The organism is Bacillus sp. FSL M7-1020 (genome assembly GCF_038050415.1).
In the GTDB taxonomy this organism is placed as follows: Bacteria; Bacillota; Bacilli; order Bacillales; family Bacillaceae_G; genus Bacillus_A; species Bacillus_A toyonensis.
The window spans coordinates 82687-98073 of sequence record NZ_JBBOTW010000002.1; the positions used below are offsets into that span (position 1 = coordinate 82687).

At 31.9% G+C, this 15387-nt stretch carries 13 protein-coding genes; 3 read left to right on the forward strand and 10 right to left on the reverse strand.

Annotated features, from left to right (window positions below):
* Nucleotides 1-290: 290 nt before the first annotated feature.
* The 9 genes from pseI to MHB70_RS27095 form a co-directional block, all read right to left on the reverse strand.
* Nucleotides 291-1340, reverse strand: coding sequence for a pseudaminic acid synthase (pseI, locus tag MHB70_RS27055; RefSeq protein WP_061530392.1), 1050 nt, complete (start codon nucleotides 1338-1340; stop codon nucleotides 291-293).
* Entirely contained in the window at nucleotides 1333-1893 is a 561-nt protein-coding gene (gene pseH, locus MHB70_RS27060) for a UDP-4-amino-4,6-dideoxy-N-acetyl-beta-L-altrosamine N-acetyltransferase (RefSeq protein ID WP_061530391.1), read from the reverse strand. Before pseH ends, pseI begins: the two co-directional genes overlap by 8 nt.
* A gap of 1 nt (nucleotide 1894) precedes the next feature.
* Entirely contained in the window at nucleotides 1895-2995 is a 1101-nt protein-coding gene (pseG, locus tag MHB70_RS27065; RefSeq protein ID WP_061530390.1) for a UDP-2,4-diacetamido-2,4,6-trideoxy-beta-L-altropyranose hydrolase, read from the reverse strand.
* Nucleotides 2996-3034: 39 nt separating this feature from the next.
* Nucleotides 3035-4030 carry a glycosyltransferase family protein gene (locus MHB70_RS27070; protein ID WP_061530389.1) on the reverse strand — a complete coding sequence of 332 codons (996 nt, stop codon included), beginning with the start codon at nucleotides 4028-4030 and terminating at the stop codon, nucleotides 3035-3037.
* Nucleotides 4031-5236 carry a UDP-4-amino-4,6-dideoxy-N-acetyl-beta-L-altrosamine transaminase gene (pseC, locus tag MHB70_RS27075; RefSeq protein ID WP_061530388.1) on the reverse strand — a complete coding sequence of 402 codons (1206 nt, stop codon included), beginning with the start codon at nucleotides 5234-5236 and terminating at the stop codon, nucleotides 4031-4033. It abuts the gene before it with no gap.
* Complete coding sequence (locus MHB70_RS27080) at nucleotides 5236-6198, reverse strand: dTDP-glucose 4,6-dehydratase (RefSeq protein WP_061530387.1); 963 nt, start codon at nucleotides 6196-6198, stop codon at nucleotides 5236-5238. Before MHB70_RS27080 ends, pseC begins: the two co-directional genes overlap by 1 nt.
* The gene (locus MHB70_RS27085) at nucleotides 6195-7220 is read right to left on the reverse strand and encodes an SDR family NAD(P)-dependent oxidoreductase (protein WP_061530455.1); all 1026 of its coding nucleotides are present in this window, start codon (nucleotides 7218-7220) and stop codon (nucleotides 6195-6197) included. The genes MHB70_RS27080 and MHB70_RS27085 overlap by 4 nt, the downstream gene beginning before the upstream one ends.
* Before the next feature lie 229 nt (nucleotides 7221-7449).
* Nucleotides 7450-8853 (reverse strand): CDP-glycerol glycerophosphotransferase family protein, encoded by a 1404-nt coding sequence (locus tag MHB70_RS27090; RefSeq protein ID WP_061530386.1) that lies wholly within the window; start codon nucleotides 8851-8853, stop codon nucleotides 7450-7452.
* Between the two features lie 4 nt (nucleotides 8854-8857).
* Nucleotides 8858-9625: a glycosyltransferase family 2 protein gene (locus tag MHB70_RS27095; protein WP_061530385.1), complete on the reverse strand. Its 768-nt coding sequence runs from the start codon at nucleotides 9623-9625 to the stop codon at nucleotides 8858-8860.
* 281 nt (nucleotides 9626-9906) lie between these two features.
* Here MHB70_RS27095 and MHB70_RS27100 point away from each other — a divergent pair, with 281 nt between their 5' ends.
* The 3 genes from MHB70_RS27100 (at nucleotide 9907) to MHB70_RS27110 (ending at nucleotide 12838) form a co-directional block, all read left to right on the forward strand.
* Complete coding sequence (locus MHB70_RS27100) at nucleotides 9907-11193, forward strand: glycosyltransferase family 2 protein (RefSeq protein WP_061530384.1); 1287 nt, start codon at nucleotides 9907-9909, stop codon at nucleotides 11191-11193.
* Between the two features lie 368 nt (nucleotides 11194-11561).
* Nucleotides 11562-12677, forward strand: coding sequence for a response regulator aspartate phosphatase (locus tag MHB70_RS27105; RefSeq protein ID WP_061530383.1), 1116 nt, complete (start codon nucleotides 11562-11564; stop codon nucleotides 12675-12677).
* Complete coding sequence (locus MHB70_RS27110) at nucleotides 12677-12838, forward strand: hypothetical protein (protein WP_061530382.1); 162 nt, start codon at nucleotides 12677-12679, stop codon at nucleotides 12836-12838. The genes MHB70_RS27105 and MHB70_RS27110 overlap by 1 nt, the downstream gene beginning before the upstream one ends.
* A gap of 266 nt (nucleotides 12839-13104) precedes the next feature.
* On the opposite strand, the gene MHB70_RS27115 is transcribed toward MHB70_RS27110, so the two are convergent.
* Nucleotides 13105-15087, reverse strand: a complete 1983-nt coding sequence (locus MHB70_RS27115; RefSeq protein WP_061530381.1) for a methyl-accepting chemotaxis protein — start codon at nucleotides 15085-15087, stop codon at nucleotides 13105-13107.
* Between the last annotated feature and the right edge of the window lie 300 nt (nucleotides 15088-15387).

The following is a 15387-nucleotide window of genomic DNA, read 5'->3' on the forward strand; positions in this document are numbered from 1 at the left end:
AGATTTTGCTAGTTGCTCGTTTATTTACACTTATTGTAAGACTTCGAATACATAATGTTTGAAGTTGCTCTGTTTTATTAAATGGCAATTCACTACGATTTCCTTTTTTATTTCTCAACATCCAAAATATGGTATCAGCATTCAAGTAATGGTAATATAAAGGTACCTTCAGTTGTTAACTGTCATGCCCTTTTCAAAGGCCCTGTCTAAAAACAGGGCCTTTGAAATTTATTCTCTACTAAAATATTTTTGTTATAAGTCTCTCTATAAACACTTTAATTTTCTCAGTATCAAATTAAATCCCACGAAATAGGTGTTCCTTTTTTAATATCCTTACTCGCTTTCTTTCCGATAAATTTGGATAAGTGTTTTGGTAATAAGCCATTCCCTGGTCTAATGGCTTTAACATTTTCATTTGTAAAGACTTCTCCCGCTTTTATGTTTTCTACTATATATAATGATCTTCTAAATTTTAAAGAATCTTTTTCTATATCAGTAGGGCCATAATATACATTCCCCAAAGATTCCCATGCTTTTTCAGTTTCGCTTACTAATAATTTAAATTCAGCTGGTTCCATTGAGAATTTAGCGTCAACTCCTCCATCCGATCTTGAGAGCGTTAAATGTTTCTCAATTACTGTGGCTCCCAAAGCAACACTCGCTACAGATACACCTACTCCCAGTGTATGATCAGATAAACCTACCTCACATTTAAATAACTCCTTCATATGAGGTATGGTAACTATATTTGTAGATTTTGGAGATGCAGGATACGTACTTGTACATTTTAATAGAATTAATTCTTTACACCCCGCTTCTCTCGCAGCTCTTACTGTTTCATCTAGTTCAGCAATCGAAGCCATACCAGTCGAAATGATTATTGGTTTTCCTGTTGCGGCTACTTTACGTATGAGAGGAATATCAGTATTTTCAAAAGATGCGATTTTATAACAAGAAACATTTAATGTCTCCAGAAAGTCTACAGCTGTTTCATCAAATGGCGTACTAAATGGTATCATTCCTAACTCTATACAGCGATCAAAAATTGGTTTATGCCACTCCCATGGTGTATAAGCTTCTTTATATAAATTATAAAGTGATTTACCTTTCCATAAGCTTTTTGTATCGTGAATTAAAAAATCACCATTTTCTATATTTAAAGTCATTGTATCTGGTGTATATGTTTGAATTTTAAAACCTTGTGCCCCAGCCTCCGCAGCTGCCTCTACAATTTGCAACGCCCTATCTAATGATTGATTATGATTCCCTGACATTTCTGCAATAATAAATGGTGGCAAGCTATTGCCAATCTCTCTACCTCCGATATATACATTACTCAATTTTTTCACCTTCAAGTTCTTTTTTTATAGCTTCTTTCTTTTCCATCCATTGTTCATGAGACAGGGTCATTATAATAACATCAATATAATCATTATTCCTATAAATATAGTTTTCATATCTTCCATCTTCTTGGAACCCAAGTTTCTGATGAAAGTTTAAACTAATACGGTTTGATTCTATTATTTCTGCGCACACTTTGTGTATGTCTTTCGTTTCAAAAATATAGTCTAATGCTAATAAACCTAATACAGTTCCAGCACGTTTTGCGCTTTGTTTTTCACCTATATAAAATCCCCAATAACACGTCTGATTCATTTCATCTATTTTTGTAAAATTAACAAATCCAATTGGTTTTTCTTTATATGTTAATAATCTTGCAACCTTTGTATCATCTATTATTAGTTTTTCATACCATTTTACATGCTCGTCTATTGTAATTTGATGGTCGTCATACATAACTGATCGTATTTCTTTTGTATTCCGCCACTTTAAAATAAGTTCTAAATCTTTCTTTTCTAAACTTTCCAATTGAAAATCCCCAATACCTAACATACTATCCTCCTAAAATAATTTTTTCTATTTCCTTTGAATTACTGGCACACTGTATAGAAAGAGCTTTATTAGACATTTCTTTCACTATTTTAGAATCTGATAAAAATTTGTTTAGACATTTCGTAATTGTTTTATCCGATACACTTTCAGCTGTACCAATATTCCATGTAGCTCCAGCCTTCGCTACAGCCTTGGTTACTTCAATTTGATTATCGGCAGTTGTAATTGTTATAGAAGGTAATCCAAGAAAGCAGCGTTCCCATGTGGTTGTACCCCCAGCTCCTATCCCTAAATCGGCTCGTACGAGAAACTCTTCTATGTTCTCTATTTGACAATAAAATGAAGCGTTAGAAACACTCTTGCAATAAGTTTGAATCTCCTCTTTATGCGGATTTTGGCTTCCTACGACAACGTCTATTTTTAAGTTATCTTTATTTATATTTTGTAAGGCTCTTAACGTTTTTAATGTCTCATTTGTTACATCATGTCCTCCAAAAAAAATAAAAATCCTTTCAATTTCTCCTGTTCTTTTTCGTGAAAATTTATTAGCGGCATGAAATTCTGGCCGTAATATAGCATATTTAGGTCCCAGTTTTACTAATGAATGCTCTGGTATTAAATCTTTATAGCGACCATTAAGGTTATCGTATAAATTTTGGTCTAGTAACAAATCACAATCGTGCATTCGATTGGCAAGATCATCTATTACCATTATTTTCCTTGTGTTTTTTCTTAAAGCAGACTCCCACTTATTATCTAATCCATAATGATCAACAATTAACCAATCAAAGTTGGGAAGTTGTGACAAGATATCATTGGTCTGTTTTGCATCAACAAACCAATGATGTTTTAACCAGTTTAAATAACTCCCGTGTACTGTACTTAAGAAATTCGTATTTTCACCATCTGCATCTAATAAAAACACATGAAATCCTTTATTTAAAATATATTGATACAAGTCACCTTGCAGCTTACGACATATGAAATAAACTTGAGCACCTTTATTCCGTAATTCATTGGCCAGTGTTAAACAACGCATAATATGACCAGTACCTATTTCAATAGATGCGTCGGCGCGAAAGGCAATTTTTTTCTCAAGCAAGATACTCCCTCCTCACTAAAAGCACTACAATTTATTCATTTATAATTTTGTTTCTTTATTTAGCTCATCTACTAATGACTGTTGATTTGCCCATTTCAATTTCACATGACTATTAATTTGAATAATTTCAGGATTTCGAAGGATGTAATCTTTTATTTGATGAAAAAATAAAGGTTTAGATTTTACATTCAAACTTTTATAAAGTTCATTGAACATATCTAAATCTGGTTTTTCGTCTAATGTTAACCTCCAAGTAGGGTAACAAAATGATGGAGGGAGTTTCACTATATTGACCCGAAATAAATGTGGATTATTAATAAAATAAAACGGAAGGTATTCTGCATAGGTTAAAGGTTTTGGGGTTTGTAGTAGTCGTTCGATTGCCTCTAATGTAAAAACATCGCCTGCTGTTCCGACAGGTAACGTACTTAACTCTGCCTGTGTATAATCTGCACCGCTTTTCAGATGTTCATCTAGTAAAAAATTATTAATTTCTGGTGACACAGCGGGACAATCCCCGGTAATCCGTATGACAATGTTTGCATTTTCTTGTTTTGCAGCTTGGAACATACGATCAGCGGTATTTTCTGGATCACCTCTAAAAATCTTAACTTTTCCATCTAAATCAAATTTTTCCAAAGGATCATCTTGTTCAATATCTGAAGTAGCAAGTATGACCTGGTGTTTTCCTGGAATAGTTAATGTATTTATAAGACAGCGTTCAATGGAAGGAACTCCGTGTATTGGCAATATTGCCTTTAAAGGTAACCTAGTAGATTTTAACCGGCAAAGTACAATTATTGCTACCTTTGGAGGTTCAATAACCTCTTTTGTTAATGGGGTACCTGCAGACAAATTATATAGAGCTACCTGAGGTAATAATTCCTCTACTTCAAGCTCGTTCAGCGCATTTTCTACAACATCTAATTCCATAGTTACTTTATTAGCTGTAATAATCTCTCCTTTTCTAATATCAACTTTTATAACTGCTCTTAATAATTTTTGGTTTTGCAATTTTAATAACACCCCTTTCATTTAATTTTTAGCAACTCTATAAAACGAAAGAACTTTTCTTACTGCTTTTATTACATCCCACACATCAGCTTCCGTCATTTTAGGAAATAGAGGTAGCGTAATAATTTCCTCATATACGTTTTCTGCTTGCGGACAAATACCTTTTTCATATCCTAACTTTTGATAAAACGGTTGTAAATGCACGGGTATATAGTGCACATTCACACCGATATTTTCTTTTTGTAATGCCTCATAAATTTCTTTTCGATTACATTTTAATAATTTAGTATTTAAACGCAGAATATAAAGGTGCCAACTTGAATCGGTTTGTGGCAATTGCTTTGGTATGATGATTTCAGATAAACAACTAAATTCTTTATTATAGATGTCTACATATTTCTTTCGAATATTAATAAAAGAATCTAATTTACTTAACTGTGATAAACCAAGAGCAGCTTGTATATCCGTTAATCTGTAGTTGTAACCTAAGAATTGCATTTCATAATACCAAGGCCCATGATTTTCGAGAAGTTTTTGAGGATTCCTTTCAATTCCATGTGTACGGAATTGAACAAGTCTTTCATAAAACAGAGGATTATTTGTGGTAATTACTCCACCCTCTCCGGTAGTAATGTGTTTCACCGGATGGAAACTAAACATTGTCATATCACCAATAGAACCAATCTTTTTATTTTTATATGTGGCTCCTAATGCGTGGGCTGCATCTTCAATGATAATCAAATTATTTTCTTTTGCTATTTTTTGTATTGCATTTAATTCTACAGGCTGTCCAGTAAAGTGTACGGGAATAATGGCTTTTGTTTTGTTAGTAATCTTTTCCTCTATAGATTTAGGACTAATGTTATATGTTTCATTGTCAATATCGGCGAATACTGGCTTTCCCCCCTGATATAAAATACAATTTGCACTTGCTACAAATGTCATTGGAGTTGTAATTACCTCATCTCCATCAGTTATGCCAGCTGCATAGCAGGCAGCATGCAATGCAGCTGTACCATTTGAAAAGGAAACAGCGTATTTTGCTCCCGCATATTTCGCTATAGCTCCCTCAAACTGCTGAACCATTGGTCCTGTTGTTAAAAAGTCCCCTTTTAATACGTCTACAACAGCTTTAATGTCACATTCATCAATTTGTTGCTGACCATATGGTAAATATTTTTCTCTAACAGGCTTTCCTCCGTGCATAGCGAGAATTTCCCTTAACATCACTCTTTCTCCTTAGGGGCAATTTTTAGAGATTTGATCCACTCTTCTGTTTTAATAACTCCATCTTCTAAAGAAACTTTCGGCTCCCAGTTTAATATTATTTTTGCCTTTTCATAGTTACATAATAATTTTTGAATTTCACTTTGTGGATGGATATGAGTTACATGTTGAATACTTACTTTATTTCCTAAAATCAATTCTGCTAATTTATTTATAGATATATCTTGTCCTGTTCCAGCATTGATAATATGACCATTTGCTTTTGCAGAGTATCCTGCTGCCACAACAAAATCTGCACAATCTTCAACGTATAAAAGGTCTCTTGTTTGTTTTCCATCCCCATAAATATTTAGTGGTACATTATCTAATTTATTATTTATAAAAATAGCAACAACCCCACCTTCACCACCTGTTTTCTGGAATGGGCCATACGTATTAAATGGGCGAATAACCACAACAGGTAGCTTATAAGCATAATAGTAAGATAAAACCATGTTTTCAGCAGCAATTTTTGATCCAGCATATGGAGAAGCTGGTTTAATCGAGTCTAATTCTGTTATCCCTTGTATATTAATAGCTTTATCATATACCATACAAGTACTCATAAAGACCATTTTGACATGATACTTAAGACATTGTTCTAACAAATTAAAAGTACCTATTGTATCATTTTCAAAGGTTGTTCTAGCATCATCTATACTATCTTGAACATTAATACTCGCTGCTAAATGATAACAAAGGTCAAATGAATTATTTTCAAATAATTGAGCAACTAATTTTTTGTCTTTTATATCTCCTTGAATGCATTGCTTTAAATTTAGATCGTGTGCAAACTCGGTAATATTTGCAGTAGTTGAATTTGCTAAGTTGTCCATTATCCATACTTCATGCTTATCCTGCAATAATCTCTTTACAACCCATCTACCAATAAAACCCGCACCACCAGTTACTAATATTTTCATAGTTTCTCTCCTCCAGTTAGTAGTTGCTGGTTTAATATTAAATTTCTAAGTTCTTCTTTTGCAATTGCATTTTGATGATCAGAACGGTAAAACCCTGCCTTCGCCCTTTTTGCATTTTCATATTGAGTATCCTTTTTTAATGGGCTAGGAATGATAAACATTTCTGGTAATTCAAAAGCCTGTAAAGATTCATCATGTGTCATAAGTTCTTCATACATTTTTTCACCAGGTTTTAACCCGATTTCTTCAATTTTAATAGTCTCCTTGGGCAACCCATATAACTTTGTGACTTCTTCTATCATCACTTCACTTAAATGGTTTAATGAAATAACTGGCATTTTTAATATAAAAGTTTCACCACCCTTTGCTATTTTCATTGCTTCAATTGTTAACATAGTTGCTTGGTTCAGTGTCATCATAAATCTACTCATACTAAGATCCGTTACAGTTATTTTTTGGTTTTCTTTAATTTGTTTTTCAAATAAGGGAATAACAGAACCTCTTGACCCCATAACATTTCCGAAACGAACACTGGCAAATATCGTTTCACTTGAACCTTTTGAATATTCCGCTGATGTAATCAATCTTTCAGCAGTCAATTTTGTTGCACCGTAATTATTTGTTGGTGAAATTGCTTTATCAGAACTTGTAAAAATCACCTTTTTTACTTTCTGAGCAATTGCCGCTTTTATTACATTTTGTGTTCCAAAAATATTGGTCAAAACTGCTTCAAACGGATTATATTCACAAAAAGAAACATGCTTCATTGCGGCCACATGAAACACATAATCAATATTTTCCATCGCACTAAACACTCGATCATAATTGCGAACATCTCCAATTAAATAACGAATATTTTGACTCTTATCCCTGAATTCTTCTTGTAATAAAAATTGATTATATTCACTTCTACTAAAAATCCTTACCACTTTTGGCTTTTCCTGTAGAACATTAGAAAGAATACTTTTTCCAATTGTTCCTGTTCCACCAATAATTAAAACGTTTTTATCTTTAAAAAACATGAACATATATACCTCCTCATATTGAAATTACTTTTAGCTAAGAAAAACCTCTCTTCAAATTGTGTGTAGTTCCATAGGCAAGCCATTTGTCGAAAGATAAACTAGCTTGAAGGATATTTAAACATACTTTTCCATTGCACATTTATGATACATATTAATCATAGAAAACTGAGGAAATGATGTTGCTTTAGTAATCCTTTACTTCAAACATTAGTAAGTGGTGATTAGTTTAATCTTTTTCACTTTGAATTAATTTTATCAATCTTTTCGTGCATGCTTCTTGCGGATAGTTTTCAGTAATAAATTTTCTTCTTAATTCTTTCGCTAGATTTGATTGTAAAGAATCATTTAGAACTTTTTTAATCGTGCTAATCATATCTTCCATAGAATGATTTACAAGCCAATCTAATGTATCGTAATATTTATAATCCCTTTCCTCTAATAAAGATTTATAAACAACTACAGGTATATCTAATAACATTGCCTCTAACCCTACTGTTGAATTCGAGATAACCACAAGATTTGCATGTAAAATAACATCATACATGTTCACTTCATTTGTTATATATTTAACATTAGGATATACGTTACTTAACCTAATATATTCTCCTACTAGGTTACGCCCTTTTTCCCAAGGGTGAGGCTTTATAATAACCGTAATATTTTTGTCTTTCACTAACTTTTCTGTTAGTTCAATATAAAATGAAGTTTTAAATGGCTGGGTTGCAATAAAAACCACTTTTGTAGAGGGGTCTATTTTTAATTTATTAAAAATAGTTTTTTTATCCACATATACTCTATTGAAGATTTCATCATATCTGGGGTGCCCTATTATCTCAATTTGAGATTCACAGCCCCCTTTTTGAAGGTACCAATCTTGCTCATATTTTCCATATACGACCTGCTTTGTTGCAAAAACCGGAAAGTATGCTTCCTCTCCCATTATTGCACCATGCTGAAGACAATAACTTGGTATCCCCTCACTTTTAGAGAGAAAAGTAAGAGCTCTACTTGTTATATCTTCCGTAGTACCAACAATCACACCAGAAATATCTTGTTCTTTAAAAATAAAATGGGTCATATTAAGTTTCTCAATCATGATAGGGAGGTCGCTGAGTAATTTTTTTTGAAAAAACATGTTTGATAATAGTGGGTGTTTATTAAACTTTAAAAAGAGTTCTTTAGCTTTTTCTATGAAAACATGTGCGGTATTAGAGGCTTTATTTATATAATCTGGTGCACAAATTGTAGGAAGACCGTAAAGTTCTGTCTTTTTTGATCTTGTTAGTATCTTTGTTTGATTTGGATTAAAGTGGGTAAAGTTACTTACTGAAAAACGGAGATAATCTGAATTTAGGAGGATTGCTCCATTTTGATTTTTTCTTTTTATTTTTGATTGAAATACAGAAATTATTTTTTCAAACTCTAACTGTAACTGTGTTTCCTCTATGGGCTCAATTGACAGTTGCTTGTAAAAATTATGATCTTTCATTTTATTTTTTATATCTTCATCTAAATATTGATAAAAATTACTTAGTAATGGTAAAGGAATGTTATAATGCTTTAACTCTGAAAAAATATTTATATATTCTAGATTTAATAACCAGTAATTTTTCAAATAAATGTCACTCAATATTTCACCCTCTTTTTCTTCTTAAGTCTTCTCTTAATTCTTTACATGTTCTTTGTGGTGGTAATAGTTGTACAAATTCATTTTTTTCTTCGGCAAATAACTGCGCATGTATTGAATGAGGAGTAATATAATTAATATCTAAAACTTCATCTAAGGGATAAAAATCCCAATAGTGATTTAACCTCCAAAAGAAGCGTGCATCTCCTATCCGATAAAACTGTGGATCTTCATCCCAGTAAGAATTCCACCTTTTTTCAAGAATTGGTAAAACAGAGGCTCTATGCATAATAGAACAATGATCAATGGTACACGGAGCATTATTCGTAATTTTTTTTGCAGGTCTTTCAACCGTTTTAGTGGGCATATCTGATTCATCTATATGAATCGTTTTTGATGCAGAGTAAATAATTTGAACATCTTCATTCTCATCAAGATAACTAGACATCTTTTTAAGGCGTTCTTCTTCATATTGATTATCATCTGTAATATAAGTTATATATTCCCCTTTCGCATGCTTAAGTGCCTCATTAATTAAAGCAGCATATCTGACTCTTTTTGTCCGTTCAGAAATATGGGCTACATTACTTTTATAAAAATGTACATTTTCCTTATTTATGAATGGTTGAATCACCTTCTGGGTCATTTCATCTGAATCATCATCCATTATAAAAAGCTCGAAGTCTTGAAAAGTTTGGTTTAATACACTTAATATCGATTTTCCAACAAACGCAGGCTTATTGTAACTTGTCATTATAACTGAAATTTTAGGCAAATACCCCTCTCCTCCTTATCAACAAATACAAAAACAGTTACGTTATTATATAAACAGAAAGGACAATCCGTTCCGATAATTTTAAAAAAGGCTTCTTTATTTATTAAAATTAATAGCAGTATTTATATTCACCTATGTATCTTTTTTCACTCCACTATAGTCCATACCATATCTATGAAAAAGTAATAAACTATTTAAGTATAAAAAAGTGTCGATAAAGCTTTAATTTTTAGATTTCACTAGATAAAACACATCCTATATTCTCAAGAGAGGTGAGGACTTTGCAACCCAAAATATCAATTATCCTTACTAGTTATAATAAGCCATCATTAATTAATCAAGTCATTGAAAGTGTTCTAATGCAAACTTATAAAGAATGGGAACTTTTTATTATGGATGACAATTCCTGTCAAGAAACCATAAATGTCATAAAAAATTATCTAAATGATCCTCGAATTACTTATAAGAATAGTTTTATACAAAATAATGAAAGATATAAAACCACAAGATATGCAACACTTATCAATGAGGCACTTCTATTAACCCGTGGGGACTATATTTGCTATTTAACAGATGATACTATATACCTTCCAAATAGATTAGCTGAAATGTTATCTTTCTTAGAAAAACATCCTGAAATTGATGTGGTGTATTCTTCTCAATCCGTAAAATATGTTGATTATAACCTACAACCTATAAATGAATTTGTGAGAGAAGCTTCGAAAATTTTATATACAGCTGCTAATGTTGTAGACCACTGTTCAGTTATGCATACTAGAAGAATATTATTAAAAATCTATGAAAAGTACTGTGAATTCTGGGATACAAATCCTTTATATTGGTATGCTGGAGATGCAATGTTTTGGAAACGTCTAAATACATTCCAACCTTTTTATCCCATTAGCAAAGTGCTTGATATTACTTTTAAAACACCTTTCTCCTTCCAAAACCTATATGCTAACCTCCCTTCAAAAGATTTAAATGGCATTTTATTTAGTAATTCACAAAGTGAAGTATTTTTAATTGATAATTTTAAACGTAGGCTCATTTCGAAAGACATGCTTTCCTACTTCAAATATAATCAAAATGAAATTGTCTTAATCCCCGATCCATTTATCTACAAATATACAGAAGGTCCCCCCATAACCCTTACAGAATTAATTCCAAATTTACGGGTTGTACAAAACGAAATAAAAGAGTTATTTTATATAGAAAATAATCAAAAACGTCCTTTCATTAACACGATAGCATTTCGCAAGTTTAAATTTACAGTTCAAGAAATCATTAAAGTTTCACAAAATAGTTTAGATCAATTTTCAGATGGACCACCTATTCATCCGAATCTATCCAATCAAACGATTCTCCCAGAAGGAAAAGTATTTATTTATCATCACAATTATTTCATTATGACAAATCACATGCTTCATCCAATAGATAAAGACATTTTACAAAAACTTTATTTATTAAAGAACTGTATACCAATTTCAAAGAGCAATTTATCCCACTTTAAGATTGGTCCTCCTATTTCATCATATCCCTCATACCTAGCCGAAAAATACTTAGAATAGTACCAAGAAGGAGTATTATCAAAAAAAAAATAGTAATAGGTGCTGAACTAGGTTCCATGATTACTTAAAGTATTATTAAAGAATTAAACGGAGTGTTAGAAAATGAACTAAATAAAGCTCTACATTTTTCTAGTAGAATCATATCAACATATTTGTGTATAATTTCAATAAATTTAAATTAATTTCACATTAGATTGATGACATATACCGTACAGATAACTTAAATTATAAGTACATTCGACAACAATCGGATATTTTCTGAATCTTCTTGAAAAAGTTGTAAAATCACTCTATTTTTACTCCTATTTTGCTATGATAGTTACAATTAAATTGGATTAGGATATTTCTATAGGATGGGGGAGTATATAATGAGTGTTCCAGTAAAAGAAAATGAGCAATTAACCTCTCTATTGAACGACTGGTATCGATCTATGCTATCTCAACAAGTTATAAAAGCTACTAATCTAAAAAAGAAAATTGATGAAAAGATTAGTAAGTTAAGCATTGAGCCGAATCAAGAACGTCAGGATCAAAATTTGTTACTGTATTACTCACTACTTGAATTTCGCTATACGGTCTTAACAGATAGCCTTGGTATTCAACAAAATAGTTTTGATGCTATTAGCGATTATGATATGCCTTCAGATCGTTTTCTACGCTTCTATTATCACTTTTTTAAATCCATTCATTCCACTTTTATATCAAATTATACTGAGGCAGAAGAACATTATAAACTGGCAGAAAAATTATTAGTAGATATACCAGATGAAATTGAACATGCTGAATTCTACTATAGAATTGCCACTTTTTATCATCATACCTATAATATGGTTGCTTCTATTGAATACGCAAATAAATCGAGAGCAATCTTTTCGAAGTATGAAGGTTATAAAGTAAAAACAGCTTTTTGTAATAGCTTACTAGGTGGCTGCTGTATCTATTTAAAGCAGTACGAACAAGCCGAAGAATATCTATATTCTGCAATTGATTTACTCAAAAGTAATAAGGAGGTAGATTCCTTGTTATATGTAAAAAGTACCATAGGGTGGCTCTATTCTGATCAAAGCATGTCTACTTTAGCTATTCGTCATCTTTCAGAAGTAACAGATAAAATCCCTACACACTTTAAGGCTATCTTTTTACAAGCTAAGGAACATTATAAATTAGGGGAACAATCGATAGCTAGCACACTTATTGATAAGGGATTAAAGATTTGCAGAGAAATTCATAACGAGGAATATATACATCACTTCTTTATTTTAAAAAGATTAAACGAAAACATTCCATTGGAAGAATTAGAAAAAATCATTCAAGAAGGAATCTTATACTTTGAGAAAGAAGAGTTATGGGAATATGTTGTCGAATACGCTGAATTATTTGCTACAAAATGTAGACAATTAGAGAATCACAAAAAGGTAAGTGACTATTTCCAAATTTGTTATCAAGCAAGACGAAAATCAATCGAAAAAGGAGTATTAAAATAATGAAAAAATTTAGCTTAGTATTATCTGGTATTGCTTTGATTGGAGCGTTAACGGTAGGAGTTTCTCATTATTCTAAAACAGATCAGCTTGCTACTCATGGACATTACCCTACTCCTTCATATAGTATTGGCGATTATGGTGGTGCACCACAACAAATTTAATGTAAGTGCATGTAAAAGCCCTCCATTTGGAGGGCTTTTACATGCCGAAATATGAACTGTGCTTTTTCTGCAGCTTTCTTTTTTTTAACATAAGTTTTATACTTCAAAATTTGCGATGCATTAAAAAAGATTAACTACCCTCTAAAGTAGTTAATCTTTTTATAAAACAAATATAGAAAATACATACTATAATTTTTACTATGATATAAGATTTCTAATTCCCGTTCTTTAACACGCTTTCTAGTATTCTATCCTAGAATCTGAACTTATATCTTAAACCCACCGATTAGCTCTTGTAGTTCTTCCGCCATCTGTGCTAATTGTATTGCTGAAGAATTTATTTCTTCCATAGAAGCATGTTGTTCCTCAGATGAGCCAGCTATCGTTTGCATGCTTGAAGAACTCTCTTTTACAGCCATAGCTATTTGATCAATTGATGTATCGACTTTCATTGCATCAGTTGTCATTTTATTTGATAGTTTCACCATACCATGCACTTTTGATACAATATCATTTGCAGATTTTGAAATCTCATAAAAACTTTGTTTTGTGTCATTCGCAACCTGAATTCCCGACTGTACTTCTACTCCTACTTCATTCATAGCTTTTACAGTCTCATGTACGTCTGCTTGTATTTCATTGATTAAACTTCCAATTTCCATTGAAGATTCAGATGATTGCTCCGCCAACTTCCTAACTTCATCGGCGACAATTGCAAATCCTCGCCCCTGTTCACCTGCTCTAGCTGCTTCAATCGCTGCATTCAATGCTAATAAATTTGTTTGTTCCGCAATATTTTGAATCGCTTCTAATATACTTCCAATTTGTTGAGATTTCTTATCTAATAATTTTATTACATTATCGGATTGAGAAACAGAGTGATGTATAGACTGCATTTGTGTTACAGTTTGTTCTACTAATTGTTCACCCTCATTTGCTTTTTGTTTTGTGTATAAGGATGAGGCCGATACTTCAGAAGCATTATCAGCTACGCATTGAATATTACGCGTTACCTCACCAATTAATTTCGCTCCAGACGCAACTTCATTATTTTGAACTTCTGCACTATTCGATATTTCTTCCATTTCTTTTGTAATTTGTTCTGTCGCAACGCTTGCTTGCTCTACGCTTGCAGTTAGTTCCTCAGACGAAGCAGCCACATGTCCTGCAGATGTGTTAATTTGAGAAATTATATTACGTAACGACTCTGCCATTGTATTAAAACTACCACCTAATTGACCAAGTTCATCCTTTGAACGAATATCTATTTTCTCAGTTAAATCTCCCTGACTAATCCTTTGAGCTGAAATAACTAATTGTCTTAGTGGAGTAATAATAGATCTAAGTATGAAGAAAATTACAATTCCACCTAACATCAATGAAGCCCCTATTATAGTGAGCGTTTTATAAAAAATAGGATTGGCAGCCTCTTCAACCTCTTTAATAGGCATTACACCAGCTATTTTCCAACCTGTTTTTTTGTTTGTCTTAAAGCTTATGTTTCGATCTTCCCCGTTAAGGCTATAAGTAATTACTCCATTTTCTTTCTTGTATAGTTCATCTGCTAATGATTTCTCTAATTTCTCACCTGGCTTAAGCGATGGATGAACAACTATAGTCTTATCTTGACTTACTATAGATACAAAGCCTTGTTTTCCTATTTTTATCATTTTAGAAGTTTTTACGATATCATCAATATTTAAGTCCACACCAATGACACCACTTTTATCAGCATTTTGCTTTGCAATTGCAATTACCATATTTCCTGTAGCCTTTGATTTATATGGAGATGAAACAATAATCTCTCCATTTGCTTTTACCGCATCCTTATACCAACTACTTTCTAACGGATTAAACCCTTCTGGTATTTTCCCTACAGGTGCATGAATAAATTGATTATTACTGGATGCCGTATAAATTGTTTCTATTTCTGGATGTAACTGTATATACTGATCAAATTTACTCTGAACATTTTGTAATTGTTCAGGATTATAATCACCTTGTGTAAATAACTTTGCAAAATGGGTTACATCTGTATGCTTATTTTCTAATTCATCATCTACAATCTTATCTAAAATACTTACATTATCATTTGCTGATTGTAGGATTGTTTCATTAAGGTCAGTTTTTGCCTTATTATAAGATGATACTCCTACAATAAGACTAGGTATAATTAATATGGCGATAAATGCCATAGACAACTTCGTTTTAAGCTTTATTTGCCCAATTCTTTCTTTTATATTTAACACTAGATACTTCTCCTTTTCATTCATACTACTTAATTAAATAGTTTATTTAAATTTTTCTCCTTTATTTTCTCTACATTCATTTATGGTACCATTCGAAATGAAACCCCTATTAAATCCTATTATCTGTACTTTCTTATTTTGTGATTTAGATTTCACAGGCAGCGTTTTATCTATCCTCCTTTCGAGTATGTTATCTTTCCATATTCAGCAATTCTAAACCTACGAATTGTTCCCAATAAAATGGATGAAACATAACCTTGATTGGATAAAAAGTTTAATTTAGCGCTATTCAAATCGGAT

Coding starts and splice junctions, on each gene's coding strand:
- MHB70_RS27070 (WP_061530389.1), bottom strand. CDS start 4,030: ATGAAAGGGGTGTTATTAAAATTGCAAAACCAAAAATTATTAAGAGCA.
- MHB70_RS27080 (WP_061530387.1), bottom strand. CDS start 6,198: ATGAAAATATTAGTAACTGGTGGTGCGGGTTTTATTGGTAGATGGGTT.
- MHB70_RS27105 (WP_061530383.1), top strand. CDS start 11,562: ATGAGTGTTCCAGTAAAAGAAAATGAGCAATTAACCTCTCTATTGAAC.
- MHB70_RS27110 (WP_061530382.1), top strand. CDS start 12,677: ATGAAAAAATTTAGCTTAGTATTATCTGGTATTGCTTTGATTGGAGCG.
- pseH (WP_061530391.1), bottom strand. CDS start 1,893: ATGTTAGGTATTGGGGATTTTCAATTGGAAAGTTTAGAAAAGAAAGAT.
- pseC (WP_061530388.1), bottom strand. CDS start 5,236: ATGTTAAGGGAAATTCTCGCTATGCACGGAGGAAAGCCTGTTAGAGAA.
- MHB70_RS27085 (WP_061530455.1), bottom strand. CDS start 7,220: ATGTTTTTTAAAGATAAAAACGTTTTAATTATTGGTGGAACAGGAACA.